The organism is Leisingera sp. ANG59, assembly GCF_013317235.1.
In the GTDB taxonomy this organism is placed as follows: Bacteria; Pseudomonadota; Alphaproteobacteria; order Rhodobacterales; family Rhodobacteraceae; genus Leisingera.
In genome coordinates, this window is sequence record NZ_WLCM01000025.1 from 38,696 (window position 1) to 63,498 (window position 24,803).

A 24,803-nucleotide genomic window follows, 5' to 3' on the forward strand; every position below is an offset into this window, starting at 1 on the left:
CAGTCTGACTGCATTAAAGGCGCGAAAACAGTGCTGTCAGGACATGGTGTACACCTCTGGGGATAGATTCGGGTCATATTGGATGCTCTAAAAAAACTAAACCAGGCACATGTGGCTCTAACTCGCTATGGACTCTGATTAAGACATTGCGTCAGAACTGTATTTTGAAGCCAAGCTGACAAGCGACTAGCAGATATGGAATCCCAAAGAGGATGGCTCGATCAAGGACATGCTCGGTGCCCGGGCCTGCCCACGCTCACTCTGTGCCGCAGCTGCCGCGACGCCGACCCTGCCCTGCCCGGGCAGGTGGACGCGGCGCTGGCGGCGGCGGGGGTGGAGGCGCGGCTGCAGCAGGTGGATTGCATGTCCGGCTGCGAGCGGCCGCAGACCCTGGCGGTGCGCCAGAGCGGCAAGACCGCCTATCTGTTCGGGGAGATCAGCGCGGGCGATCTGCCGGACCTGCTGATCTTCCTGCGGATGTATCAAGACAGCCCGGACGGCAATTTCACCGATGCCCGGCCGCTCGGCGATCTGCGGTTCAAGGCGATAGCCCGCATCCCTGCCGATTTGGCCTGATCCGCCTGCGGCGCACAGAGAAAAATTCTGCCGCGGAAATTTGGCCGGAATACTCACCTTTTCCGGCCTTCCCGGGGCATCCTCCGGGCGGCATTTTCTGCCTTGCATGCCGCTCAATGGCGCAAGAATGGCGGCTAAAACCTTGACCGGACACCGCCCCGGGGCGCATGATCGCCTGATACGGTGTCCGATGGTGCCCAAACACCGGGACTGAAACGGGAATGAGGACGGTGGACCAAATCACGGCACCGAAGCCTCAACCGCCCCCGCGACTGTGAGCGGAGAGCGGTCTTTTGTTACCCACTGGCGTGAGGACGCCGGGAAGGAAGAAGACCGCAGAGAACCGCGAGTCAGGAGACCGGCCGTATATTGGACGCAGCTTGTGCCGTCGGGTGTGACGGCAAGGAGGACAAGAAATGACGACCAAGACGCAAAAAGCTTCTGCCGCTGGCACCAGTGTTATCCCGGCGCTGTTTGCCGTGGTTCTGGGACTGGGGATTATCACGCTGACCGGCCATGTTCAGGCATCCGCCCTGCACGACGCCGCGCATGACGTGCGCCACGCAACCGGCTTCCCCTGCCACTAGGGCCATGTTCAGCCGTATTCTGACCAGCGGCCTGTTCGCTGGCGCTGCAGCAGGGCTGATTACCGCCTTCCTGCAGCTGTATTTCGTGCAGCCCGTGCTGCTCCACGCCGAACTCTACGAGGGCGGCGACCTGGTGCATTTCGGCGCTGACCCGGTAACTGCCCATCCCGACCTGCCCGGCATGTTCGCCGAGCCGGTGCGCGATGGCCTGAGCATTATCTTCACCATGCTGACCTACACCGGCTATGCGCTGGTGATGGCGGCGCTGATGTCGGTGGCGGAGCGCCAGGGCCATGAGATCAACGCGCGCACCGGCATCCTGTGGGGCCTGGCGGGGTTCATCACTTTCCACTTCGCACCCGGCCTGTCGCTGGCGCCGGAAGTGCCGGGTGTCGCCGCCGCGGACGTGGGGGCGCGCCAGATCTGGTGGGCCATCACTGTGGGGGCTTCCGGTGTGGCCATGTGGCTGATCGCCTTTGGCGGCAACCTGGTGAGCTACCTGGTTGCAGCATTCTTGCTGATGGCGCCGCATATTGTCGGTGCGCCTGAGCCGGAGAGCTTCTCAGGACCGGTGCCGACCGAGATCGGGGCGCTGTTTGCCTCCCGTGTCTTAGGTATCGGCATGGCGGCTTGGGTGCTTCTGGTCAGCTTTGCCGGATACTTCTGGCAGGCCGAAGGCAAGCGCGCGGAAGCCGCAGCCTGATCCGGCTCCCAGACCCTCCCCGCCGGTGCCGTCCGGCGGGGAGGTTAATTTCCAAGGAAACCGAAATGTCCCGCTCTCTCGCTCTGTTTGCCATTGGCCTGATCTTTGGCGGCGGCGCCGGGTTTGTGATCGCAGCCGGCAACGGCGTTACCTTTGACGGCCATGACCACGGCGACCCGGCCCATCACGGCGGCGGCAACACCCAAATGGCGGCGCACAACCACTCCCGGGCCGTCAGCCTCCCCGCAGGCCCGGATGCGCCCAGCGTTGCAATCCAGCTGCACAAGGACCCGATGGCCGGCTGGAACCTGCGGGTGACACCGCAGAACTTCCGCTTTGCTCCGGAAAACGCCTCCACTGCCGACGTGCCCGGCGAAGGTCATGCGCATGTCTATATAAACGGCCAAAAGATGGCTCGCCTTTATGCCGATTGGATACACCTCCCATCGCTGCCTGAAGGAGACGTTGAAGTAAAAGTTTCGCTTAATGGCAACAGTCACAACCCGCTGATGGTCGAAGGCGTGCCGGTCGAGGCCAAACTGACAGTTCAGACAGACGGCGAAGATTCTTGAGCGCCATTTCTGGACATGTAAAACCACCAGCGAAGCGCTAATGCGACAACGGTGTTGATGAAGTGAGCAGCAAAGAACTCTGCGCGAGCAACTCGGCTTTAATGTCGGTGGAGCGAGGCAACTCTTTCCCGGAACGAACGTCAAATGCGGAGGTCTCAGGAAGCCCCATTGCTTCTCGCTCGCAGGCTACATCAGAACGCAATTTTATCTTCGAGAGCGCTGCATACTGCGAAATGGCCATTTCATTAGACACTTCGCATTGGCTCGCCTTTTCCCCAAAAAAAAGCCTTCAAAACGTGAAGGTAATCTTCGCTCACATGATGCTCAATACTCTCCGCATCGCGCTCGGCCACATCTTTGGAAATGCCCAGGGTGATATGGAATTCTGCCACAATCCGGTAGCGCTTGCGGCATGCCTCGGCCAATTGGCGCCCGGTATCCGTCAGGCGGTTTGAGCGGTAGGTCTAGGTGTGCGGCTACTCGAGGCGCAGCAACTGTTGAAAGCACCTAGGCATGACAGCCAGCGCCAAGTTCGAAAGGGCTGAGCGTTTTCAGTTCGGTCGAGGCGCAGGTTGCCGATTTTACCGATGAGGCGGGATCACCCCTACGTGCGGGCTGCAAATTTATATGGCGTAAAGCTGCGTTGTGTGGTCGTTGAATCAAGCGGCCGTCCGATCATTGGGAAAGCGCGCTGGCGGCAGCCCTCACGCTCGCAGAGCTTGCAGCCCGGGCCGATAAGGGTCACGGCATCGGAGGTTTTCGTGTCCAAGCCGCGCCCATAAATCAGTCGCTCGGAATGAGACAGGTCGCATCCAAGGGCCACGGAAAATTGCTTGCGTGCGGCACCGAATCCACCCGGGCCTTGCTCGACCGTGCGTGCGATCCACAGATAGCGGCGTCCGTCGGGCATTTCCGCCACTTGGGTCACAACTTCTCCGGGGCGTGAGAAGGCTTCATAGACTTTCCACAACGGGCAGGAGCCACCAAAGCGAGAGAAATGGAAGTCCGTGGCCGATTGCCGTTTCGAGATATTGCCCGCGCGATCCACGCGGATAAAGAAAAAAGGCACCCCCTTGGCTCCCTGACGCTGCAGCGTAGACAACCGGTGGCAGGCAGTTTCAAAACCTACGCCGAAATGGCGCCCAACGAGTTCAATGTCGTACTCGCGTGCCTCGGCGGTCTCGAGAAAGGCGCCATAGGGCAGGATGACCGCACCTGCGAAATAACTTGCCAACCCGATGCGCAATTGCGCGGATGCTTCGGAATCAAGGCCGGAGTCTGCGACCAGTCGCCCTATCGCGGTCTCCTGTTCAAGAAAAGCCAGTTGCACGGCCATTTGAAAGGCCCGCTGCCCCGGTGACAGATGCGCGGCTAAGTGCAGGACGCGGGAAGCCTCCTCATAACGGCGCAGTATGGCGCCGTCTTCTGCGATCCTGGTCTTCACGCCGTGACGCCCGGCCAGCCGCGCGGCCAATCCTTCAGCCATGGCTCCGGGCGGCAAGCCGTCGCCGATGGCCTCGCCTGCTTCGTCCAGCAGACCCACGTAATTCCGCCGCTCGTAGAACCAGTCGCGGACGGCCTCGAAGGCGGTCGGCGGCAGCGGAGTGCCTGCTCCGCCCGAAACGCGTTCGGCCAGAAGATCGGCCCGTTCGGTGACTTCACGCAGGCGGCGCTGCAGCTCGACAATGGATCGCGCGATGCCCGGCATATTTGAGGCCAGTTCACGCAGTTCCGCAGTGCCCGGCGCGCTGCCCTGTTCGCCAAGCGCAACGCGCAGGTCTGTGACCAGCCGCGCTTCGTCCCCTTCTGCAAAGAGCTGCACATCCAATCCCAGCACTTCGTTGAGACGCAACAGAACCGGCACGGTCAGCGGGCGCTGATTGCGCTCGATCTGATTGAGATAGCTGGGCGAGATATCCAGCATCTTCGCCAGCCCGCTCTGGGTCAGGCCGCGCTCTTCGCGCAGCACACGCAGACGCACGCCCATAAAGGCTTTCTTCATATCTTCGCCTTTTGCAAAATTCGCAAATCTACAAGATTCCGTTCGCAATACCGCACTTTTTCAGTAGTTTATCGGGGCTCTCAATGTGTGAGAAGTCTGTTTTGCTAATTTTGTGAAGCAGTAGAAATGCCAGACCCAACCATCCTTACGGAAATGATCCTGCCGGATCAGTCAAACCATTACGGGACGCTGTTCGGCGGCCGGGGCCTGTCGCTGATGACGCGCGCGGCGTTTATCGCGGCCAGTCGGCATGCGCGCCAAAAGGTCGTGCTTGCAGCTTGCTCGGATGCGCGGTTCACAGCGCCGGTACCGATGGGCACCCTGTTTGTGCTGAGCGCAACAGTAACAGGTGTCGGGCGTACATCAATGCAGGTCCGCGTGACAGGCCTGTGTGAACTCCCTGAGGCAGGCAGCTGCACCCCTGTTTCACAAGCAAGTTTCACCATGGTTGCCGTCGATGACGATGGCCGCCCCTTCCCCGTTCCCGCATTGGAGGAAACCGCATGAAAATTCATGATGTCCGTATGTACAAATCGGCTGAAGATCTGCCGCGCGAAGACCAGCTGGCCTGGAAAATCGCGCAGGTCGCGGCCGATCCTGTTGCGGTCGAGGAAGACGTCACCGGGATGATCATCAACCGCATCATTGACAATGCCGCCGTCGCCGCCGCCTCTCTGGCGCGCCGCCCGGTGGCTTCAGCCAGGGCGCAGGCGCTGTGCCATCCCTACGGGCCAGGGGCGGCGGTCTTCGGCGTGGGATCGCAGACGCGGGTCAGCCCAGAATGGGCGGCCTATGCAAATGGTGTTGCTGTGCGCGAGTTGGACTTTCACGACACCTTCCTTGCTGCCGATTATTCGCATCCCGGCGACAACATCCCGCCAATCCTGGCTGTGGCGCAACATACTGGGAAATCCGGTGCTGAACTGATCCGGGGGCTGGCATCCGGCTATGAAATTCAGGTGAATCTGGTCCGCGGCATCTGCCTGCATGAACATAAGATCGACCATATCGCCCATCTCGGACCCTCCGCCGCCGCTGGGATCGGCACGCTCCTGGGCCTCGGAACCGAGACGATTTACCAGGCGGTTCAGCAGGCCCTGCATGTGACCACGACCACGCGGCAAAGCCGCAAGGGAGAGATTTCCTCGTGGAAAGCCTATGCCCCGGCATTCGCGGGCAAGATGGCAATCGAAGCCGTGGACCGTGTGATGCGCGGCGAAGGCGCGCCATCTCCTGCCTGGGAAGGAGAGGACGGTTTCATTGCCTATTTGCTGTCTGGCCCAAGCGCGCTGTATCATGTGCCTCTGCCTGAACCGGGTGAAGCCAAGCGGGCAATCCTCGACACCTACACCAAGGAGCACTCCGCCGAATACCAGAGCCAGGCCCTGATTGACCTCGCGCGCCGCATGGGGCCAATGATCGGCGATCTGGGAGCTGTGGACAGCATCGTGATCCACACCAGCCACCACACCCATTACGTCATCGGCACCGGTGCGGGCGATCCTCAGAAGATGGACCCGAATGCCAGCCGCGAGACGCTGGACCATTCAATCATGTACATTTTCGCGGTCGCGCTGGAGGATGGCGGCTGGCACCATGTGGCAAGCTATTCCCCCGAACGCGCCAGCCGCCCGGATACAGTGTCACTGTGGCATAAGATCTCGACCGTCGAAGACCCGGAATGGACGCGCCGCTACCACGCGCGCGATCCGAAGGAAAAAGCGTTTGGCGGGCGTGTTGTCGTGACACTCAAGGACGGCCGCGTGATCAAGGACGAACTGGCGCTGGCCGATGCCCACCCGGAGGGCGCGCACCCCTTTGCTCGCGAAAACTATGTCCGCAAGTTCCTGACCCTGTCCGAAGGCATCGTTTCGTCCGAGGAGCAGAAGCGCTTCCTGGGCGCGGCTGAGGCACTGAGCGACTTGAAAGCGGGAGATCTGGGTACGCTGAACTTCGCGGTTGATCCTGAACAGATGGGGGCTGAGCGGCCCGCAGGTATCTTCGACTTCAAGGCTTGAGGGAGGTTCAAATGACACCGAAGCCTAAGAAATCCGTGGCCCTGTCTGGGGTCGAGGCTGGAAACACCGCGCTTTGCACCGTTGGGCGCAGCGGTAATGACCTGCATTACCGCGGCTATGACATCCTGGATATTGCCGAGACCTGCACCTTCGAGGAAATCGCCCATCTGCTGGTGCATGGCGACCTGCCCGATGCGGCGCAGCTTGCCGCTTACCAGGCGAAGCTTGCCCGCTTGCGGGGCTTGCCCGCCACGGTGCGGCAGGCGTTGGAGCTTCTGCCCGCCGCAACGCACCCGATGGATGTGATGCGCACCGGCGTCTCGGCGCTTGGCTGCACCTTGCCCGAGGCGCATGACCACAACCCTGCCGGGGCGCGAGACAACGTAGACCGGTTGATGGCCTCGCTCGGCTCGATGCTGCTGTACTGGCACCACTTCGCCCAAAACGGCCGGCGCATTGACGTGGAAGGCGACGAGACCTCGATCGCTGAACATTTCCTGCGCTTGCTGCATGGGCGTGCGCCCTCCGCGGCACATGCGCGGGCGATGCAAACCTCGCTGATCCTCTATGCCGAGCACGAGTTCAATGCCTCGACTTTCGTGGCTCGCTCCATCGCTTCAACAGGCGCGGACATGCACTCCTCGATTACCGGAGCGATTGGCGCTTTGCGCGGGCCTAAACACGGCGGTGCGAACGAAGCCGCCTTTGACATCCAATCCCGCTATACCGGACCGGAAGACGCGGGCGAGGATATCCGCAAACGGGTGCAGGAGAAAGAGATCGTGATCGGCTTCGGCCACCCGGTATATACCGTTGCTGATCCACGCAACGTGGTTATCAAGCGGGTGGCACAGCAGCTGGCGCAAGACGCGGGCGACACGCGCTTGTTTGATATTGCCGCCCGGATCGAAACCGTCATGGCCGAAGAACGCCGGATGTTCCCCAATCTCGACTGGTTCAGCGCCGTGTCCTATCATCTGATGGGGGTGCCGACAGCCATGTTCACGCCGCTCTTCGTTATCTCGCGGACCTCGGGCTGGGGCGCGCATGTGATCGAACAGCGGACGGATGGCAAGATCGTCCGCCCCTCGGCGCAATATACCGGGCCTGAAAACCGCAGCTTTGTGCCGCTGACGGAACGCGGCCGCAGGTCCATCCGTGTCGCCTGAGGAGACGCCAATGCCCTATCTTATTGCTGCCGATCACCCTTCGGCCCCCGCCGGTGCGCGGCTTCGCGCTCAGCTCGACAGCCCCGGCATCCTGCGCCTGCCCGGTGCCCATAATGGTATGGCCGCCCTGCAGGCTAAGGCGGCGGGGTTCGAGGCGCTATACCTCTCGGGCGCGGCCATGACCGCCTCAATGGGTCTGCCGGACCTTGGGATCATTACCGTTGATGAAGTTGCCTTTTTTATTCGCCAGATTGCCCGGGCCTCGGGCCTGCCACTGCTGGTCGATGGTGACACGGGGTATGGCGAGGCGCTGAACGTCATGCATATGGTCCGCACGTTTGAAGAGACCGGGGCGGCGGCTGTGCATCTGGAAGACCAGCTGCTACCCAAGAAATGCGGACATCTGAACGACAAGAAGCTGGCCAGCCCCGCCGACATGGCCGCCAAGGTCGCGGCGGCGGCCAAGGCGCGGCGCGACCTGGTCATCATAGCCCGCACTGATGCAGCGGCCTCAGAAGGGGTCGAGGGCACAGTTGCACGGGCAAAGCTCTATGCCGAGGCGGGTGCGGACGCGATCTTTCCCGAAGCACTGAGCAGTATAGAGATGTTCCGCGAGGTCCGTGCGGCGCTACCGGGCGTGAAGCTGCTGGCGAACATGACAGAGTTTGGCCAAACGCCTTCTCTCACTGCACAAGAATTCGAGGACTTGGGCTATGACATGGTGATCTGGCCTGTCTCCTCGTTGCGCGTTGCCAACCGTGCGCAAGAAGAGCTTTACACAGCGCTTGCACGCGACGGTGCGACCAAGTCGATGCTGAACCGCATGCAAACCCGCAAAGAGCTGTACGGCACAATCGGCCTTGGGGAGTTCGAGGCTTTGGACCAGAGCATCGCCGCGTCGGTGGCGCCGGATTGGAGGATGTAGCTGCCGCGCTGGTTGATCAAGACATGAAACCTGCGTACCTCAACGCTACTTGACGAGGAGGCACGCTTAATGATCGATATCCAGCCTTTGGCCATCCTGCGCGAAATTGAGCGGACCGGAAGCCTGACACTAGCCGCGGACAAATTGTGCCTTAGTCAATCGGCGGTCAGCCATGCGATCCGCCGTTTCGAAGAGCGCTACGAGGTGAAACTCTGGGAGCGCGAGGGCCGTAAACTGCGTCTGACCCCTGCGGGCGACTACCTTTTGGGGCTGGCGATGCGGGTGTTGCCGCAGCTTGAACATGGCGCCGGGGTGCTTGAAGATTATGCGCGCGGGCGGCGAGGCGTGATCCGGGTGGGGATGGAATGCCACCCCTGTCAGGACTGGCTGATGCGGGTAGTGGACCCGTTTCTGGCAGAATGGCCCGATGTCGAACTGGATGTGACCTCAGCCTTCCAGTTCGGCGGGCTGGCTGCGCTTCTGGGGCACGAGATCGACATTCTGGTTACCCCCGATCCGGTCGACCGTCCCGGGCTCGAATACAAGCCTGTTTTCGATTACGAACTGGTTCTGGCCGTCGCCGAGACCCATCCCCTGGCGCAAAAGCAACGCATCGAGCCTGGGGATCTTACAGGTGAGACCCTGATCACTTACCCCGTCGCCAACGAGCGGCTGGACATCTACACTCGCTTCCTCGTCCCCGCCCATGCCCTGCCGCGCCGCCACCGAAAGGTGGAGACGACGGATCTGATGCTGCGTCTGGTTGCCTCGGGACGTGCGGTCAGCGCCACTCCCGACTGGCTGCTTCGCGAGGCCAAAGGCGTGGCAGGTGTGCGCTTGGGAAACGGGATCGCCAAGTCCATTCACCTCGGTCAACGCACAGGGCCGGCGGCCAGTTACATAGACGGCTTCATGCGTTTGGCTGAAACCGTTCAGGTCTGAACGGCCCACCTCACATTGTAGGTGCCCCTCTGATAGCGCGTATGCGGCAGAGATGCGGTGCAAGACGCCTGTTTTATGGTGCCCGCACAGGTGGCATGACACTCTGTCATGAACTCCTTGAAAAATGTCATTTTTCTTCATGCCTGAGCTTCGGCATACAGCGCTCATGCCTCTCAGGGAGCGAGTGACTACAGCAGTTGCCTGAGAAATTGAAACCCGCAATCAGGGCGTCTGATCGGAGTGCCCGGCCGCTATCACTGTTTGAAGTTCCATTTCAGATTTTCAGGATCCCCGAACACGATGACCGAAGACTTCAGCTTCACGATCAAATGCCTTCGTTTCGACGAAAACTATAAGCCCACAGACGGCACGCGGCTGACCACCAATTTCGCCAATCTGGCTCGCGGAGAAAGCCGTCAAAAGAACCTGCGAAACGCATTGCGGATGATCGACAATCGCTGCAATGATTTGGCGCAATGGGACAATCCCAAGCGAGATCGCTACTCTGTCGAGCTCGATATCATTTCCGTCGAGATGGATGTAGAAGGCCGAGGCGAGACCTTCCCTGCGATCGAAGTTCTGAAGACGGCGATCCTTGATCGAAAAACCGGCAAGCGGATCGATGGCATCGTTGGGAACAACTTTTCCTCGTATATACGCGACTATGATTTCAGCGTTGTTCTTCCAGGGCACAACAAAGATCGTGCTAGTTTCAGCATTCCTGGCGACTTCGGCGACCTGCATGGAAAGCTTTTCAAATGCTTCGTGAATTCGGAGGCTTACAAGGGTCATTTCCAGAAACTGCCAGTGATCTGCCTCAGCGTTGCGGATAACAAGACCTATCACCGGACCGCCAACGCGCATCCCGTACTGGGCACGGAATATGAGCCGAATGAAAGCTCCTTGACCGAGCAGTACTTCCGGAAAATGGGGATGGACGTCCGCTATTTCATGCCGCCAGAGTGTGCAGCCCCTCTGGCATTCTACTTTTTCGGTGATCTGCTCAACGATTACACGAATCTCGAACTGATCGGGACAATCAGCACGATGGAGACCTTCCAGCGGATTTACCGGCCTGAGATTTACAACGCGAACTCCGCTGCCGGCCAGTGTTTCAAACCGAGTTTGAAGCATCAGGACCACTCGCTCACCCGGATTGTCTATGACCGCCATGAACGCAGCCAGCTTGCTTTCGTGCAGGGCAAATTTGCCGAGGAGCACTTCATCGAACCCTATCGCGCCATTCTTGACGAATGGTCCGCCCAATACGCCGCTCAATGAGCTCTCTCAGCGACCAGAAAGTCCCACGAGGTTCTTTTAATATGACGAAACTTCTCCCCACCTCGACTGCCGGCAGTCTTCCGAAACCCTTCTGGCTGTCAGAGCCGGAAAGACTATGGTCCCCCTGGAAACTGGAGGGGGAGGCGCGTGTCGAGGGCAAACAGGATGCGCTGCGCGTCACGCTCGCCGAGCAACAGCTCGCAGGCATCGATATTGTCAGCGACGGCGAGCAGACCCGCCAGCATTTTGTCACCACCTTTATCGAGCATTTGACCGGTGTCGACTTCGAGAAACGTGAAACCGTCAAGATTCGCGATCGCTATGATGCCAGCGTGCCGACCGTGGTTGGCGCCGTGTCCCGCGAAAAGCCGGTGTTTGTCGATGACGCAAAATTCTTGCGCCAGCAAACCAAAGCGCCGATCAAATGGGCCCTTCCGGGACCAATGACGATGATCGACACGCTCTATGATAGCCATTACAGGAGCCGCGAAAAACTTGCCTGGGAATTCGCCACCATCCTCAATCAGGAAGCCAGGGAACTGGAGGCGGCCGGTATCGATATCATCCAATTTGACGAGCCTGCGTTCAATGTGTTCTTCGACGAGGTGAACGACTGGGGCATCGCCACCTTGGAAAGGGCAATCGAAGGGCTCAAATGCGAAACGGCTGTCCATATCTGCTACGGCTATGGCATCAAGGCTAATACAGACTGGAAAAAAACGCTGGGCTCCGAATGGCGGCAGTACGAAGAGACTTTCCCGAAACTTCAGTCGTCCAGTATCGACCTGGTTTCGCTGGAGTGCCACAACTCCAACGTTCCGATTGACCTCATCGAACTCATTCGCGGCAAGAAGGTGATGGTCGGGGCCATTGATGTGGCAAATAATGCCATTGAAAAGCCTGAAGACGTCGCTGAAACCCTGCGCAAAGCGCTTCAGTTCGTAGACGCAGACAAGCTCTACCCCTGCACCAATTGCGGCATGGCACCGCTGTCGCGCACCGTCGCCAGAGGTAAGCTCAACGCTTTGAGCGCAGGTGCAGATATCATCCGCAAAGAACTAGCGGCTTAAAAAACTGCTCCTGACCACTTTCCGGTTTGCGGGGATGTGATCCCGGCAAGCCGGCCCATTGGCCTTTCGCGCCAGTTTACTGAAACGGAAATGGCTGGCAGGCGCCTGCATCATGCAATGACGGGAGAAGGTCACCGTGTCTGACACGACCACTGTGAACATCATTGACCCGCGCGAGCTTCGCGATTGCTGCGGCAGTTTCGCCTCTGGCGTGACGGTCATCACCACCCGCACTCCGGAAGGCGATCACGGCATGACAGTCAGTGCTTTCATGTCGGTCTCGCTGGATCCACCGTTAATCACCGTCGCACTTGACCGCCGATCAAAGATGCTGGCCAAGGTCCGGAAATCATGCCGTTTTGCAGTGAATGTACTGTCGCAAAAGATGCGCCCGCATGCGATGCATTTTGCAGGGCACCCGGACGAGACACTGACGGATCTGTTTCTGGAGCGTCACGGCCTGCCTGTCTTGCTCGGCGCCGCGGCCGTCATGGTGGCCGATGTTGTGCAACAGGTCGAGGCGGGGGATCATGTCCTTTTCCTGGGCCGTGTCCGTCATCTTGGCCGAGATCCGGCAGCCGCTCCACTTCTGTTCCACGCAGGACAATTCGGCAGCCTTGCCACCGATCCGGCCGGTTGAGCCTTGCTGAACGTGATAGATCCATACCTGCTTGGGCACAAACTGCGGCTCTTTCGAAGTGCCGCTTTCGGGCACGAGACAGGCTTCAAACCATCCATCCCAATCATCTTTTGACGCTCTCGGCGACCTGACTGAAAGGCAGTTTCACCGCAGTTTCGAACATTTGCACGGGTCATGTCCCACGGAGAGGTGTAACTCCGGGTAGCGCCCTTGATGGCGTCCGCGCCCACCACGAGGCGCTGTAGGACGGCATCAAGGGTGCGGTGGTCATCGGTGAATTTTCGGTAGGGTCGGGTTGCGAAAGCCAACCTGAACCGAAGGAAGACCCCGATGACCAAACCTATGATGGACCTGAGAGAGCTTGTCGAGAAGAGCGCAGATGCCGATCTTCTTCGAGATATGATCGGTTTCGCCGCCGAAAGGCTGATGGAACTGGAGGTCGGCGCAAAAACCGGCGCCGGCTATCACCAGAAGACCCCGGAGCGAAAGGCGCAGAGAAACGGCTACCGCGAACGCGACTGGCAAACGCGGGCCGGGAACGTGGAGCTGCGGATTCCGAAGCTGCGCACCGGCAGCTATTTTCCTTCTTTCCTGGAGCCGCGGCGGGCGGCTGAGAAGGCGCTGAGCGCGGTTATTCAAGAAGCTTATGTCCACGGCGTCTCAACCCGTTCCATGGACGATCTCGTGCAGGCGATGGGCGGTACCGGCATCTCGAAAAGCCAGGTTAGCCGCCTGTGCGAGGAGATCGACGAGCGGGTCGACGCCTTCCTCACCCGTCCGATCGACGGTGAATGGCCCTACCTGTGGATTGATGCGACCTATCTCAAGGTTCGCCAGGGCGGTCGTATCGTCTCCGTTGCCGTCACCATCGCCGTCGGTGTCAATACGGACGGTCGCCGAGAGGTGCTGGGCATGTCCATCGGCCCGTCCGAGGCCGAAACCTTCTGGACGGAATTCCTGCGCGATCTGGTGCGGCGCGGGCTGTGTGGTGTGAAGCTGGTCATCAGCGATGCGCATGAAGGCATCAAGGCCTCAGTCGCACGCGTGCTGAACACGACCTGGCAGCGTTGTCGGGTGCATTACCTCCACGCCAGGACCGATGCTTTCGACCTCTGGAATACCTATGCGACTGAAATAGCCGCCTGATTGACAAGGGTCCCACAACTTTTCAATCATCCGAAAATAAGTTGGCAATCCCAGACAAAGGGTTACGCGCTTGCATCCCCGGCCGAAAGCAGCACAAGATCCCGGTCAAATATGACAAGCACCTGTACAAGAAGCGGAATCGCATCGAGATCATGTTCGGCAGGCTCAAGAACTGGAGGCGCGTGGCAACCCGCTATGACCGCTGTCCGAAAGTCTTCCTCTCAGCCATCGCCCTCGCAGCAACCGTCATCTACTGGTTATGATTCCTGATCCTAGGCCGGCATCCACATTACAACTTCGATGTCTCCGCGGCGCCCCCGGATCTTGACCGGCTTCGTCACATCCGGCCGGGGCAGGTCTGACGCCGTCCGGCCTGCACGCGACAGCAGGCGGGACGACGCGGTGATCGCCGCCCCATGCGCTTTTCCGACCTCCATGAGGCGGCTGGCCACATTCACGCAATCGCCGGAGGCCGAAATCTGCTGCTGCCGTTCATGACCCAGCCGCGACAGGATGATTGGGCCGCAATGCACCCCCACCCGCATTCCCTTCAGGCTTGCGCATTCCGGCGAATCCGCAATCCAGGACCGGATACGGCTTGCCAGACCGAAGCTTGCCCGCAGCGCCTGCTCCGCATCCTCCGCCCCCGGGTCCGGAATGCCAAAGCCGATCATGGCGCCGTCGCCCATGAAATCCAGCACAACGCCGCCCAGCCGGTCGGCTTCCTCCACGACAAGCTGGTGAAATGCCTTCAGCAAGTCGCGGGTCGCGGCCGGCCCGAGGCGCTCGGACGTGCCGGTAAACCCGCCCAGATCGACGAACAGGATCGCGGCGTCCTGCGCGCGCGGCGATTTGAGAAAACCCGGATCATCCGCAATCCGGCGGGACAGAGCCGGAGCGTGAAACAGGCCCAGGGCCTGCCGGGCCATCACCTGCAGCTTGGCCTGCCTCCGGTCGAACATCTGGCGCACCAGCATCAGGCACAAAACCGGCGGCACCGCACCGGCGAGCGGCAGCGCCAGGCTGAACCAGTAGCCATTACCGAAGAGGAGCGCGGCCGCAGCAGCCCACCCCGCCAGCAGGCTCAGGAAAACCGTGCTCCCCACCGCCAGCGGCAGCAGTGATACCGCCAGAACGCCGCAGGCCGCAAGAGCCAGCGTCACCGTCGCATCCAGCCGCCGCGCACCAGTTGAGAGCCGTGCAGCAAATTGGCAATGCCGGTCGCCAGAATCTCGACGCCCGGCATGACTTGGTCAAAGGGCACGCTGAAACGGTCGCCGACCGCCGTTGCCGTCGCCCCCAGCAGCACCAGCTGCCCGTCCAGGCCGGCCTCCGCCCCGTCCAGCAGCGACTGCGCGCTGATTGTCCTGACGGTGCCGCGCGCCCCGTAGTAGCGCAGCGGCAAGTGCCAGGCGATGTCCATCGGCCGCACCTCGCCCGCCACCCGCGCGCCTCCCGGCACCAGCGGCACGGCATCGCCGAGGTACAGCGAAACCGCCTGCAGGACAAAGGACGGGGCAAGGCCTTCACTTGTTTCGAACACCAATGGCAGGTGCCGCGGTGTGCCGCCTGCATCGGCCGCGATATTGGCAAGCCCCACCGAGGCGGCGGCGGCAAACTCCGGCCGCGGCCTGATTTCACCGGAGGTCTTCGGCACCGCCGGCCGGCCGGCTTCGTCCGGGCCGAACAGCCCGGCTGACGCGATCACCGCCGGAAGGCTCTCCAATGCCCGCGCCAGCTCGCCGTCAGCTTCGGTCCCGTCGGCCAGCAGCAGGTCCAGCGCCACCACCCTGGCGCCGCCCGCTGCAATCGCGCGGACCAGCTCCGCCAGCGCCCTGCGGCTGACCGGGTATCCGCCGGCCGCCGCCACGGTGGCATCATCCAGCGCAACAACCATCACGTCCCGGGGCGCGGGACGCGGCCCGGCGATCAGCAGCCGCCAGTCGGCGAACACCGCCTCGGCCCGGTCCAGGGCGCTGGCGCGCCCCGCGATATGGTGAACCCCCAGCAGCCCGGCCCAGGCCCAGGCCGCGATCACCGCCGCCGCTGCAGCCCAAAGCGGCAGCCGCGACTTCATCGCCCAAAGCGCATCAGGAGTGCCGAAACCTTCTCAGCGGGCCATTGCTTCACCTCCATCGGCGTTCCCGCCGACACCGTGACCCCGTCGCCCCCGCCCAGCTCCACCGGATCGCTGCCATTCAGGCGGCGCACTTCGACCAGCCCTTCAACGACGAAAACCGCCGTGCCGGCTGCAGTGACGTCCACAACGAACAGGGTGCCGCGCGCTGAAACGATGGCGTGCGGGGTCATGATCTGAAACGGCCCCTTGCCGGGCGGCAGCGTGACCAGCACCCCCCGGCTGGTCACATCGACCGACACGGGCGGCGGCTGCAAAGCCGGCGGCCGGAACCCGGATGCGCCTGCATCCGGGGCTTCCGCCTCAATGACCAGCCCGTTCGCGCAGCTCAGAATGACCCGCGGCGGATCGCTCGCTTCGGTTGTTTGGCAGGACCCGCCCTGCTGGCCCACAGCTGCGCTGCTCACCGCAACGGCGGCAGCCAGAGCACTGGCAAAAATCAGAAACGCTTTCCTCAACATGCACCCCCCGCGTTTTCGCCAAGACCGCTTCAGCATGATGATCAGATGCCCATAATGGCCTAGTTTTAGGGGATGACCAAATGAAATGCGGAATCGCCGGATTTCCGGCGCCAAACGCGGATTGTGACGACCATGACGGAGGAAAGCCTCGCCGCCAAAGCTGCGCTGCTGGCACAAAGCGCCCTGTTTTCCGGGCTCGACAGGACGGTGCTGCACGGCCTGGCCGCCCGCGCGCATCTGCGCCGGCATGAGGCCGGCGCGCAGATCTTCCGCTGCGGCTCGCCAGGCGACAGCATGATGGCGATCGCCCGCGGCACCGTACGGATCAGCGCGATGGCGCCCACCGCGCGCGATGTCGTCCTGACCGATCTCAACCAGGGCGACGTCTTCGGCGAAATCGCCCTGCTGGACGGCGGCGGGCGCAGCGCAGACGCGCATGCCCTGACCAATTGCACGCTGCTCATTCTCGAACGGCACGCCTTTCTGCAAGTCCTGCAGACCGCTCCGGACCTGGCCGTCAGGCTGATCGAACTGCTGTGCGCGCGGATGCGCCGCTCGGACGAACGGATGATGGAAATCGCCTTTCTCCAGCTGCCGCCCCGGCTGGCCCGGACCCTGCTGCGCCTAGCGTCCGGCGGCGGCGCCAGGCCGGCAAAACGGCTGGCCCAGTCGCAATCCGAGATCGCAGACATGATCGGCGGATCGCGGGAGAACGTGAACCGCTGCCTGCGCAAATGGCAGAAGGCGGGATTGATCGGCCTGGCTGACGGCTGGATCATCCTTTTGGACCCGGCCGGGCTGGCAAGAATTGCCGCGGCGGGCTGACGCACTTCTCCGCATATGCCCGCGCTGTGACGCGCGTCACAGGCCCGCGGCCGCCAAGGGGCTAGACTGCGGACCCGGCGGCCTCCTGTACCGCAGAGCGGTCAGCCGCCGGCGGAAGGAGCCCGGTCATGTGGATTCAGCACAAAGTCAAGGAAGGCGAAACGCTCGAGGATATTGCAAAGAAGTACAAGGTCAAGGACCTGAAAGTCCTCCTCCAGCACCCCAAGAACAAACCCGCGGCGGCGGCATACCGGAAAAAGCAGCCGCTCAAGAAAGGCATGGTCGTGCATACGCCGGACCCAAAGGCGAAATGCTACATCATCAAGGTTGGCAACAAGCAGTACCCGCTGTCCGAAAAGGAATGGAAGCAGTCCATGGCGGCGCTGAACAGGGCCATGGACCTGAGCCTGAAGCGGATGAAACGGGAGCTGGACAGCGCCAAATACCGGCACAAAATGCAAAATGATCTGGACGACGATCATTTTATCATCTCGTTACTGATCCGGTCCGGCGACGGCCCGGTGGCATTGCGGGCCTTGGCGGAGGGCGCTGTCGCCAGTCTGGAAAAGACCGTCAAAAGGCGTGATTACAAGAACTTCGAGTTCAGCATGAAGTTCGCTGAGAAACAGATCAATATGTACCGCAAGGGACTCGGCAACTGGCTCAATGATGTGGTCGGATCAGCGGAAGGCTGGGCCACAGCTCTCACCATCGTACGCGAAGGCAGTTTCTTTGTTTTTGGCGTTGTGGCTATGACTATCGCCGCTCCCGCTTCAGGTGTTGCCGCGGTTGCCTGGGGCACTGGCATCGGTGCCGGAACAGCCGTCATCGCAGAGAGCGCAAACCAGATCGGCAAGGTCGCCGCCGGCGACAAGGTGACCAACAAGAGCTCAGCTAAGGCCACCGCCAAGGCCATGCTCCGGGGCGGGATCTCTGGCGGGGCTGGGGCCGCTGTGGCGAGCTTTATAGGCAAATATGTCGCTCCGAAACTGTCGGAATACATTCTCCGAAATCCAGCCGCATCAAGATTGGCGCAAAGGCTGGTTTCGAAACCCATCTTTTTCAAAGAATGGGGCAACGAAATCTACAAACACATCATAGAGCAGGAGATCAAGGCGCTTGGCGGAAATGCCGTGAGGCTATTCTCCAGGAAGACTTTTCAAGAGATGGCCAGTAGAGTCCTAGCCAAGCTTTTCGTGCGGTCTGGCGTCAGCGGAACCAGTAAAATCCTCCAGAAGATCCTGCTTTCCGACAGCAGCGGCAAACCGGTCCACAAGTACCTCGAACAGAACGCCACGACAACCAAAGGCAAGATGGATGAAGGCAAGCTCGCAGGCCGCATTGCCAAGCTGCTGGAGCGCGATCCGGTCACCGACCTGGCCTTCGAGGCCTTCTGCAGGAGCAACGTGAAGAAGATCGAGGTCGAACTGCACGCCGAGGTCAGGAAGGGGCTGAAGGCCAAGACCTGGGAATAACCGTTCCCAGGCATTGCAGGCCGGTCACGGCGTTCCGCCGGAATGGCCGGCCATCATCAGGCTCCCTCAGCCGCGGGCGCGGTCCCCTGCACCGTCACCCGAATTGCGAGCAGTGGGGCGAGATCTTGGCGTAATTCGATGCGGTGTCGATCGACAGGCTCTTGACGGCGACCTTGTAGAACGGCCCGTCATCGATTTCCTTGTAGGCATCGATCGCCACCTTCCGGGCGGCTTTCGCCTCGGCCTGGGCAAAGGCGTCATAATCGCCCTTGTACTTGCGCAGCATCGCATCGGTGTGTTTCTGCAGGATCTTCTGGCAGGCGGAATTCATCGCCTTGACGCCTTTGACGCAGATCTTCTGATGCTCCTCCTCATGCGCCTTGACCAGGGAAAAGCACTTGGATTTCTTGTCTATGGCTTTGCTCAGGTAGATCTGGCCGGTGTAGCGGATCGACAGGGTGACCGAAGACAGGCCGACGGCTTTCTTGGTCTTCCCGTCCATGTCCCATTCGAAATTGGCGTTCATCAGCTTCAAATCCGGCGAGTGCTTTCCGAACAGGACGCCTTTCTCCCCTTTCCTCATCTTTTGCAGCTTGGCATGATCAATGATCGTGACCTTCGCCTTGGCCTGAATGTCGGTATCGATAAAGTATTTGGTCTTAGCCATCGGGGCGCTCCGCAATAAAGGCCCAGCCGGGGCCGGTATGACTTGCTGCCATGCGGCCCCCGGCGGCGGGCAATGCGAACCCGCAACCGCCGCCAGGGCCCGTTGATCAAATCTTAGCCCGGATGATTGGGCTGGCAAAGCGGACAGGCCCCGGTCCCAGGCGCCGAAGCGTCCGTGCCGGTCAGTCCGCCGGGTTCTGAACGGTCCCCGGCAGGATAACCGGGCCGGGCCTCTGACCGCTCAGGCTCGCCTGCACGGCCTCCCGCAAGGCCTCGCTGCGGTCCAGCAGCTTGCGGAACTCCGTCTCGCGCAGTTCCAGCAGCACAGACGGGACGATGGCGCGGGCCTGCGCCTGGGCCAGGCGGGCACCGGGGGTCAGCAGCTCGGCATGGCCGAACATGTCGCCCCGCCCCAGCCGGGTCACCCGGCCCGCCCGCCTGAGCTCCAGCGCGCCGGAGGCGATGAAATGGACGCTCCCGCCGTCGGCGCCCTGGCCTGGCAGCTGGCCGCCCGCATTGACATGGACGGTCTTCAGGCTGCGCAGCAGCTGCCGGCGGCTGCGCCGGTCCAGCGCTTCGAAAAAGGGAAGCCTGCGGATTAGCTCAGCGCGCTGAACCGCCACATCCAGCCGCGGACGGCTGTCCAGCTGCGCCCGGCGGGCAAGCAGGTCCTGCAGCAGGACCGTCAGCACTTCGGTGCCGATCAGCCCGTCTTCATGCAGGGTCCGGTACTCGCGCTCCTCAAACCGCAGCGCCGCGCGCCGGATGAACAGACGCTCCAGCTCTTCGGCATAGCCGGGATACTGCAGCCGCAGCCCCTCCAGGGCCGCCTCCAGCGCTTCCGACCGCCGGGCCAGCATCCCGTGCAGCAGCTGGGCCACGCGTTTGCCGTGGATCCGGCGGATGCGGCTGTCGACAAAGGCATCGAGGTCGCCAAGAATGACCCGCTGCGCCAGCATGTATTCAAACCGGTCCGCCGTCAGCCTGCCCAGCAGCACCGGCACCCGCAGGCGGTTGTGCAGCGCCAGCGCCAGGCGGAAGCCGCGGCCATAGGCCAGCATGCCCCGCGCCCGCCTGCGGTAGCCGGAGCGGCCCTGGGTCCGGACGGCTTCGATCAGCCGGTCGGCGCCGGTGATCAGCTGCTCCGTCACGCGGGCGGAAATCAGCCCCAGCTTGACCCGGTCCTTGTCCGGAATGCCGGTGGTTTCATCCGCCTCCCGCACCGCCTCGTCTAGCCAAATGCCGAACTGCTTGGCCTCGTCGCGCACGGTTTCATGGCTCAGCCGGTAGCTTTGTGTGACGCCAGCCACTTCTTCGCGCACGGTCTGCAGAGCGACCGCAACCGCCTGCTGCGACAGCGCCGCATCAAAGGTGGAAAGCCGGCCCAGCCCGAGCCGGCCAACCACCCAGCGCAGGGTCGTACCCTGAACCAGCAGGGTGAACAGGACGAAGCCGGTGGCGAGAAAGCCAACAAGGCGCTTGGTCTCATGCGGGATCAGCGCGTTTTCGGTCACCGCAAGCGCCAGTGCCAGTGTCAGCGCCCCCCGCAGGCCGCCCCACAGGATGGCTGCGCGGTAGCAGCGGTCGATGGCAGGCGACAGCCGCGACCAGTTCAGCACCGGCATCAGCACAAACAGGATCAGCGCGCGGGCCGCGACGGCGGCCGCGATCACCACTAGGATCAGGCCGAAATTCGCCAGCCGGATTTCCTGCAGCAGGCGCGGGATGAACAGTGCCGCCAGCACAAAGATCATTGCCCCGCCCAATGCGCCAGCAGGTCCCAGCGCTCGCACAGCTTGGTCCAGGCCTGCGGCGTCAGCCGCCCAGGCGCCACCAGATGCAGCGAAAGCCCCGCCGCCGCCACCGCAATGACCCCAGAGGCGCCCACCACCTGCTCGGCAATGACATAGGCCAGATAGGGCAAGGTGACCGAAACCGACAGTTGCTGTAACCGCCGGACGTAATCTCCCTGTGTGGTTGCCGCCCATTATGCAAGAGCCTTTGTCACCTTGTTGGGAATGATCGAGTGCGGTCTTGTGTCAGGCCTCGAAGGTGCGACCATTCCACTGGCCGCGGGCCGGTATGGTGATCAGCGGATCAGTTCCAAATCTCAAAATCGGGCTCGGTGGCACTGGGAGATTATCTGGTTTTCCTGACCCAGATCTATTCGATCATTTCGCCCATTCAGGTGGTCNCTGTAACCGCCGGACGTAATCTCCCTGTGTGGTTGCCGCCCATTATGCAAGAGCCTTTGTCACCTTGTTGGGAATGATCGAGTGCGGTCTTGTGTCAGGCCTCGAAGGTGCGACCATTCCACTGGCCGCGGGCCGGTATGGTGATCAGCGGATCAGTTCCAAATCTCAAAATCGGGCTCGGTGGCACTGGGAGATTATCTGGTTTTCCTGACCCAGATCTATTCGATCATTTCGCCCATTCAGGTGGTCGGCTTCTTACACCCCCCTTGGTACCGGTGCAGGGCACTACGCTCTCATGCGGCAGCTGCCTGCTCCGGATCCTTATAATTCTCGTTTTTCGTCTGCATTGCCCAAACTTGGCGAGCCATCTTGTTCGCAAGCGCGATAGCGACCAACATTTTGGGCTTTGTCGACAGCATCCGGGCGAGCCAGGAACCTTCCCTGATCCTCTTGCGTCCCAACCAGTTCAGCCTGGACATTGCGCCGATGATCAGGAGACGCCGAATATCGACTTGCCCGGATTTCGATATTCGCCCGAGCCGCGCTTTCCCGCCAGTGGAGTGCTGCCGCGGCACAAGTCCCAGCCAGGCAGCAAAGTCCCGGCCAGACTTGAACTGGGTCATATCCGGCGCGAACGCTTCGACCGCCAGCGCGGTCAGGACGCCGACACCGGGCATCGTCTGAAGGCGTTGTGCTGTGTCGCTTCTGCCTTCAGGGTTTCAGTCCTCGACTTGACCCTCTCTGTTTTCTCAGCAATTTGCGCTAACAGATCTTGGCACTCCGCGATGACGACCCCCGGAAGGTCGCAGCTGGGGTCTTTGACAGCGGCCTCAATCCGCTCCAGATGGCGCAGACCGTTTGGGAACGCGTAGCCATATTCGTACAGCACCGCCCGAAGTGCATTCACGAGCTCAGTGCGTTGATGGACAAGTCGCTCGCGCCCTCGGAACAGCACAGCCTTCGCCTGTTGTTCCGCCGTTTTCGGTGTCACAAAGCGCATCTCGGGCTGGCGCGCCGCAATCACAATCGCCTCTGCATCGGCCGCATCGTTTTTCTGCCTTTTTACAAATGGCCGAACGTACTGCGGCGCTATTAGCTTGGAGCTATGGCCGAGCGCCTCCATCTCACGGGCCCAATAATTGGCGCCTCCACACGCCTCAAACACGACCAGACATACCGGCTGCGAGGCCATGAACGCACGAAACTGTGCCCGCGACAGCTTCTTGCGGAGCTTCACCTCTCCAGCCATGGTCGCTCCATGGATTTGGAAAACGCGCTTTGCCAGATCCACTCCGATTATCATATCCTTCATGTTTCTGTCCTCTCTGTTGCGGGGCTCAAGACATCACGATCTTGGCACGTTTCGATGCCGTCAGGGGAAGACGGCAACCATCCCATCTCAAAACCGCCGTTTGAAAATTCCCCAGCCGTGAGCGGCAGGGTCAATTCCGAACCTCAAATATTCGGAATTGGCGCTGCCGCGGGACACAGGCCTGATGCTCCAAACAAAGAGTGACAGGGGCAGGCAGGTGAAGGGACTGAGGGAGATCGTTTTGATCCATGATCTGAAGAAACAGGGTCTCAGCATTTCCGCGATCGCGCGGAAAGTTGGCTGTGACCGCAAGACAGTGCGCAAGCATTTGGAACGCNCAAAACCGCCGTTTGAAAATTCCCCAGCCGTGAGCGGCAGGGTCAATTCCGAACCTCAAATATTCGGAATTGGCGCTGCCGCGGGACACAGGCCTGATGCTCCAAACAAAGAGTGACAGGGGCAGGCAGGTGAAGGGACTGAGGGAGATCGTTTTGATCCATGATCTGAAGAAACAGGGTCTCAGCATTTCCGCGATCGCGCGGAAAGTTGGCTGTGACCGCAAGACAGTGCGCAAGCATTTGGAACGCGGCCTCGAAGCGCCGACCTACGGCCCGCGGGCTGCACGGGACCGCATCATCGAACCCTTTGAGCGCTACCTGCAGGAGCGCGTTCAGACCTTCCCCGATCTGAGCGGTGCGCGTCTGCTGCGCGAGATCCGGGAACTGGGCTACGAGGGTGGCTATACCATGGTGACCGATTTCCTCCGCGAGGTCCGCCCGGCCAAACAAACCCAATTTGAGCGGCGGTTTGAAACCCCGCCTGGGAAACAGGCTCAGGTCGATTTTGCCGAGTTCACTGTGGAGTTCACCGATGATCCCGGCGTTGTCCGCAAGGTTTGGCTTTTCTCGATGGTGCTTGGCCATAGCCGCTGGCTTTGGGGCCGCTTTGTTGCCAGCCAGAACCTGCAGTCTGTCCTGCGCTGTCACATCGCGGCATTCGCCGCCATGGGCGGTGCCGTTGAAGAAATCCTCTATGACCGCATGAAAACGGCCGTGATCGGAGAGGATGAAGCCGGGGTTGCCGGAGAGGTTGCGCATTTGAAGCCGCTGCCGGCGGTTCCCTACAGCGCTGTGCTGACTGTGGAACGCCGGGTGAGCAAGGACGGGATGATCTCGGTTGGCGGGAATTACTATTCCGTTCCCGATACTGCCCGCCGCCGGACGCTCGAAGTCCAGCATCATGCCACCGAGTTGCGCATCTTCGAAGACGGGCAGCTGATCGCCCGCCATCCGGTCCTGGAAGGCAAGGCCCGGCGGCGAGTTGACCCTGCGCACCGCAAGGCACCGCCGCCAAGGCCGCCCCTGCCGCCGTCGCCGCAGCGGCTGCGCCGCCCCTGGGAGCCGGTCATGAGCGATATGCTTGATCGTATCCGGGGCGCCTTGGTCGGCCTCAAGATGCCGCGCGCGCTCGAAGCTCTCGATCACACGCTGCAGCAGCTGGAAAAAGGCGAAGTTACCGCCATCGAGGCAATCGACACGCTGTTGAGCGAGGAATACGCCACGCGGGAGACCCGCCGGATCGACGTGGCGCTGCGCACCGCCAAACTCTTGCCCGCCAAGACGCTCGAGAGCTTTGACTTCAGTTTCCAGCCGTCGCTCGACCGGGAACGGATCGCGGCACTGGCCCAGCTCGACTTCATCCGCCGGGCCGAAGTCGTCCACTTTCTTGGCCCGCCAGGCACGGGAAAATCACATTTGGCCACGGCGCTCGGCGTGGCCGCGGTCAAGGCGGGCAAGAGCGTCTATCGTGCAACCCTGGCCGATCTGATTGCAGCGTTGAGCCAGGCTGAGCGGGAGGGCCGGCTGGCCGACAAGATCCGCTTCTATGCCCGGGCGTCTCTGCTGATCGTCGACGAGATCGGTTACCTGCCGATCACCACCGGTGGCGCCAACTTGTTCTTTCAACTCGTCAACGCCCGCTATGAAAAGGGCGCCATGATCCTCACCTCAAACCGCGGCTTCGCCGAATGGGGCGAGGTCTTCGGCGACCCCGTTGTTGCCACCGCGCTTCTTGACAGGCTCCTGCACCACGCTGTGGTCAT

General features: G+C 61.4%; 21 protein-coding genes, 6 pseudogenes and 1 riboswitch. Of the genes and pseudogenes, 19 read left to right on the top strand and 8 right to left on the bottom strand.

The genetic code is table 11. From position 1 onward, the window contains the following. The first annotated feature begins 195 nt into the window (after nucleotides 1-195). The 4 genes from GKC28_RS18380 (at nucleotide 196) to GKC28_RS18395 (ending at nucleotide 2,438) form a co-directional block, all read left to right on the top strand. Nucleotides 196-576, top strand: coding sequence for a DUF1636 family protein (locus GKC28_RS18380; RefSeq protein ID WP_174148459.1), 381 nt, complete (start codon nucleotides 196-198; stop codon nucleotides 574-576). Between the two features lie 164 nt (nucleotides 577-740). After that, a riboswitch (cobalamin riboswitch) is annotated at nucleotides 741-958 on the top strand. Nucleotides 959-992: 34 nt separating this feature from the next. Beyond that, nucleotides 993-1,163 carry a CbtB domain-containing protein gene (locus GKC28_RS18385; protein ID WP_174148460.1) on the top strand — a complete coding sequence of 57 codons (171 nt, stop codon included), beginning with the start codon at nucleotides 993-995 and terminating at the stop codon, nucleotides 1,161-1,163. A 4-nt stretch (nucleotides 1,164-1,167) separates the two neighbouring features. Then, nucleotides 1,168-1,866: a CbtA family protein gene (locus GKC28_RS18390; RefSeq protein ID WP_174148461.1), complete on the top strand. Its 699-nt coding sequence runs from the start codon at nucleotides 1,168-1,170 to the stop codon at nucleotides 1,864-1,866. Nucleotides 1,867-1,931: 65 nt separating this feature from the next. Next, complete coding sequence (locus GKC28_RS18395) at nucleotides 1,932-2,438, top strand: hypothetical protein (RefSeq protein WP_174148462.1); 507 nt, start codon at nucleotides 1,932-1,934, stop codon at nucleotides 2,436-2,438. A gap of 245 nt (nucleotides 2,439-2,683) precedes the next feature. Here GKC28_RS18395 and GKC28_RS18400 read toward each other — a convergent pair whose 3' ends face one another. Both GKC28_RS18400 and GKC28_RS18405 read right to left on the bottom strand, forming a co-directional pair. Continuing rightward, on the bottom strand, nucleotides 2,684-2,830 hold the full coding sequence (locus GKC28_RS18400; protein ID WP_368041147.1) for a hypothetical protein: 147 nt from the start codon (nucleotides 2,828-2,830) through the stop codon (nucleotides 2,684-2,686). 212 nt (nucleotides 2,831-3,042) lie between these two features. Continuing rightward, nucleotides 3,043-4,440, bottom strand: coding sequence for a short-chain fatty acyl-CoA regulator family protein (locus GKC28_RS18405; RefSeq protein WP_174148463.1), 1,398 nt, complete (start codon nucleotides 4,438-4,440; stop codon nucleotides 3,043-3,045). Nucleotides 4,441-4,593: 153 nt separating this feature from the next. On the opposite strand from GKC28_RS18405, the gene GKC28_RS18410 reads away from it, so the two are divergent. The 10 genes and pseudogenes from GKC28_RS18410 to GKC28_RS18455 all read left to right on the top strand — a co-directional run. Next, entirely contained in the window at nucleotides 4,594-4,947 is a 354-nt protein-coding gene (locus GKC28_RS18410; protein ID WP_254604302.1) for an acyl-CoA thioesterase, read from the top strand. Then, nucleotides 4,944-6,458 (top strand): MmgE/PrpD family protein, encoded by a 1,515-nt coding sequence (locus tag GKC28_RS18415; protein WP_174148465.1) that lies wholly within the window; start codon nucleotides 4,944-4,946, stop codon nucleotides 6,456-6,458. The genes GKC28_RS18410 and GKC28_RS18415 overlap by 4 nt, the downstream gene beginning before the upstream one ends. A gap of 11 nt (nucleotides 6,459-6,469) precedes the next feature. Then, complete coding sequence (gene prpC / locus GKC28_RS18420) at nucleotides 6,470-7,627, top strand: 2-methylcitrate synthase (RefSeq protein ID WP_174148466.1); 1,158 nt, start codon at nucleotides 6,470-6,472, stop codon at nucleotides 7,625-7,627. A gap of 10 nt (nucleotides 7,628-7,637) precedes the next feature. Continuing rightward, complete coding sequence (gene prpB / locus GKC28_RS18425) at nucleotides 7,638-8,552, top strand: methylisocitrate lyase (RefSeq protein ID WP_174148467.1); 915 nt, start codon at nucleotides 7,638-7,640, stop codon at nucleotides 8,550-8,552. Nucleotides 8,553-8,621: 69 nt separating this feature from the next. Further along, nucleotides 8,622-9,494, top strand: a complete 873-nt coding sequence (locus tag GKC28_RS18430; RefSeq protein WP_174148468.1) for a LysR family transcriptional regulator — start codon at nucleotides 8,622-8,624, stop codon at nucleotides 9,492-9,494. A 300-nt stretch (nucleotides 9,495-9,794) separates the two neighbouring features. Beyond that, nucleotides 9,795-10,775, top strand: a complete 981-nt coding sequence (locus GKC28_RS18435; protein ID WP_174148469.1) for a DUF1852 domain-containing protein — start codon at nucleotides 9,795-9,797, stop codon at nucleotides 10,773-10,775. Between the two features lie 41 nt (nucleotides 10,776-10,816). Continuing rightward, nucleotides 10,817-11,845 carry a methionine synthase gene (locus GKC28_RS18440; protein ID WP_174148470.1) on the top strand — a complete coding sequence of 343 codons (1,029 nt, stop codon included), beginning with the start codon at nucleotides 10,817-10,819 and terminating at the stop codon, nucleotides 11,843-11,845. A 136-nt stretch (nucleotides 11,846-11,981) separates the two neighbouring features. Next, entirely contained in the window at nucleotides 11,982-12,485 is a 504-nt protein-coding gene (locus GKC28_RS18445) for a flavin reductase family protein (protein ID WP_174148471.1), read from the top strand. Between the two features lie 330 nt (nucleotides 12,486-12,815). Beyond that, nucleotides 12,816-13,571 (top strand): annotated as a pseudogene (locus GKC28_RS18450) (IS256 family transposase); the annotation flags it as partial. A 26-nt stretch (nucleotides 13,572-13,597) separates the two neighbouring features. Then, a pseudogene (locus tag GKC28_RS18455) lies at nucleotides 13,598-13,894 on the top strand (transposase); the annotation flags it as partial. A 9-nt stretch (nucleotides 13,895-13,903) separates the two neighbouring features. Here the strand turns inward: GKC28_RS18455 and GKC28_RS18460 are convergent. The 3 genes from GKC28_RS18460 to GKC28_RS18470 are packed head-to-tail and all read right to left on the bottom strand — an operon-like array spanning nucleotide 13,904 to nucleotide 16,229. Then, complete coding sequence (locus tag GKC28_RS18460) at nucleotides 13,904-14,794, bottom strand: adenylate/guanylate cyclase domain-containing protein (protein WP_174148472.1); 891 nt, start codon at nucleotides 14,792-14,794, stop codon at nucleotides 13,904-13,906. Continuing rightward, complete coding sequence (locus GKC28_RS18465) at nucleotides 14,791-15,708, bottom strand: CHASE2 domain-containing protein (protein ID WP_174148473.1); 918 nt, start codon at nucleotides 15,706-15,708, stop codon at nucleotides 14,791-14,793. The genes GKC28_RS18460 and GKC28_RS18465 overlap by 4 nt, the downstream gene beginning before the upstream one ends. Continuing rightward, nucleotides 15,705-16,229, bottom strand: coding sequence for a FecR domain-containing protein (locus GKC28_RS18470; RefSeq protein WP_174148474.1), 525 nt, complete (start codon nucleotides 16,227-16,229; stop codon nucleotides 15,705-15,707). Before GKC28_RS18470 ends, GKC28_RS18465 begins: the two co-directional genes overlap by 4 nt. Before the next feature lie 132 nt (nucleotides 16,230-16,361). Between GKC28_RS18470 and GKC28_RS18475 the strand changes: the two genes are divergently transcribed. Together GKC28_RS18475 and GKC28_RS18480 are read left to right on the top strand one after the other, a co-directional pair. Continuing rightward, on the top strand, nucleotides 16,362-17,054 hold the full coding sequence (locus tag GKC28_RS18475) for a Crp/Fnr family transcriptional regulator (protein ID WP_174148475.1): 693 nt from the start codon (nucleotides 16,362-16,364) through the stop codon (nucleotides 17,052-17,054). 128 nt (nucleotides 17,055-17,182) lie between these two features. Next, a complete protein-coding gene (locus GKC28_RS18480; protein ID WP_174148476.1) occupies nucleotides 17,183-18,529 on the top strand; it encodes a LysM domain-containing protein in 1,347 nt (448 codons plus the stop codon). A 94-nt stretch (nucleotides 18,530-18,623) separates the two neighbouring features. Here the strand turns inward: GKC28_RS18480 and GKC28_RS18485 are convergent, their stop codons facing one another. The 3 genes and pseudogenes from GKC28_RS18485 to GKC28_RS18495 all read right to left on the bottom strand — a co-directional run bounded on the left by GKC28_RS18485 (nucleotide 18,624) and on the right by GKC28_RS18495 (nucleotide 22,702). After that, a complete protein-coding gene (locus GKC28_RS18485; protein ID WP_174148477.1) occupies nucleotides 18,624-19,196 on the bottom strand; it encodes a hypothetical protein in 573 nt (190 codons plus the stop codon). A gap of 181 nt (nucleotides 19,197-19,377) precedes the next feature. Continuing rightward, a pseudogene (locus tag GKC28_RS18490) lies at nucleotides 19,378-21,146 on the bottom strand (cation:proton antiporter); the annotation flags it as partial. 537 nt (nucleotides 21,147-21,683) lie between these two features. Then, a pseudogene (locus GKC28_RS18495) lies at nucleotides 21,684-22,702 on the bottom strand (IS110 family transposase). A gap of 184 nt (nucleotides 22,703-22,886) precedes the next feature. On the opposite strand from GKC28_RS18495, the pseudogene GKC28_RS18500 reads away from it, so the two are divergent. The 3 genes and pseudogenes from GKC28_RS18500 to istB form a co-directional block, all read left to right on the top strand. Beyond that, a pseudogene (locus GKC28_RS18500) lies at nucleotides 22,887-23,036 on the top strand (helix-turn-helix domain-containing protein); the annotation flags it as partial. 133 nt (nucleotides 23,037-23,169) lie between these two features. Beyond that, nucleotides 23,170-24,024 (top strand): annotated as a pseudogene (gene istA / locus GKC28_RS18505) (IS21 family transposase); the annotation flags it as partial. Between the two features lie 132 nt (nucleotides 24,025-24,156). Continuing rightward, the coding region (gene istB / locus GKC28_RS18510) for an IS21-like element helper ATPase IstB (protein WP_302480810.1) at nucleotides 24,157-24,803 on the top strand (647 nt) is incomplete at its 3' end.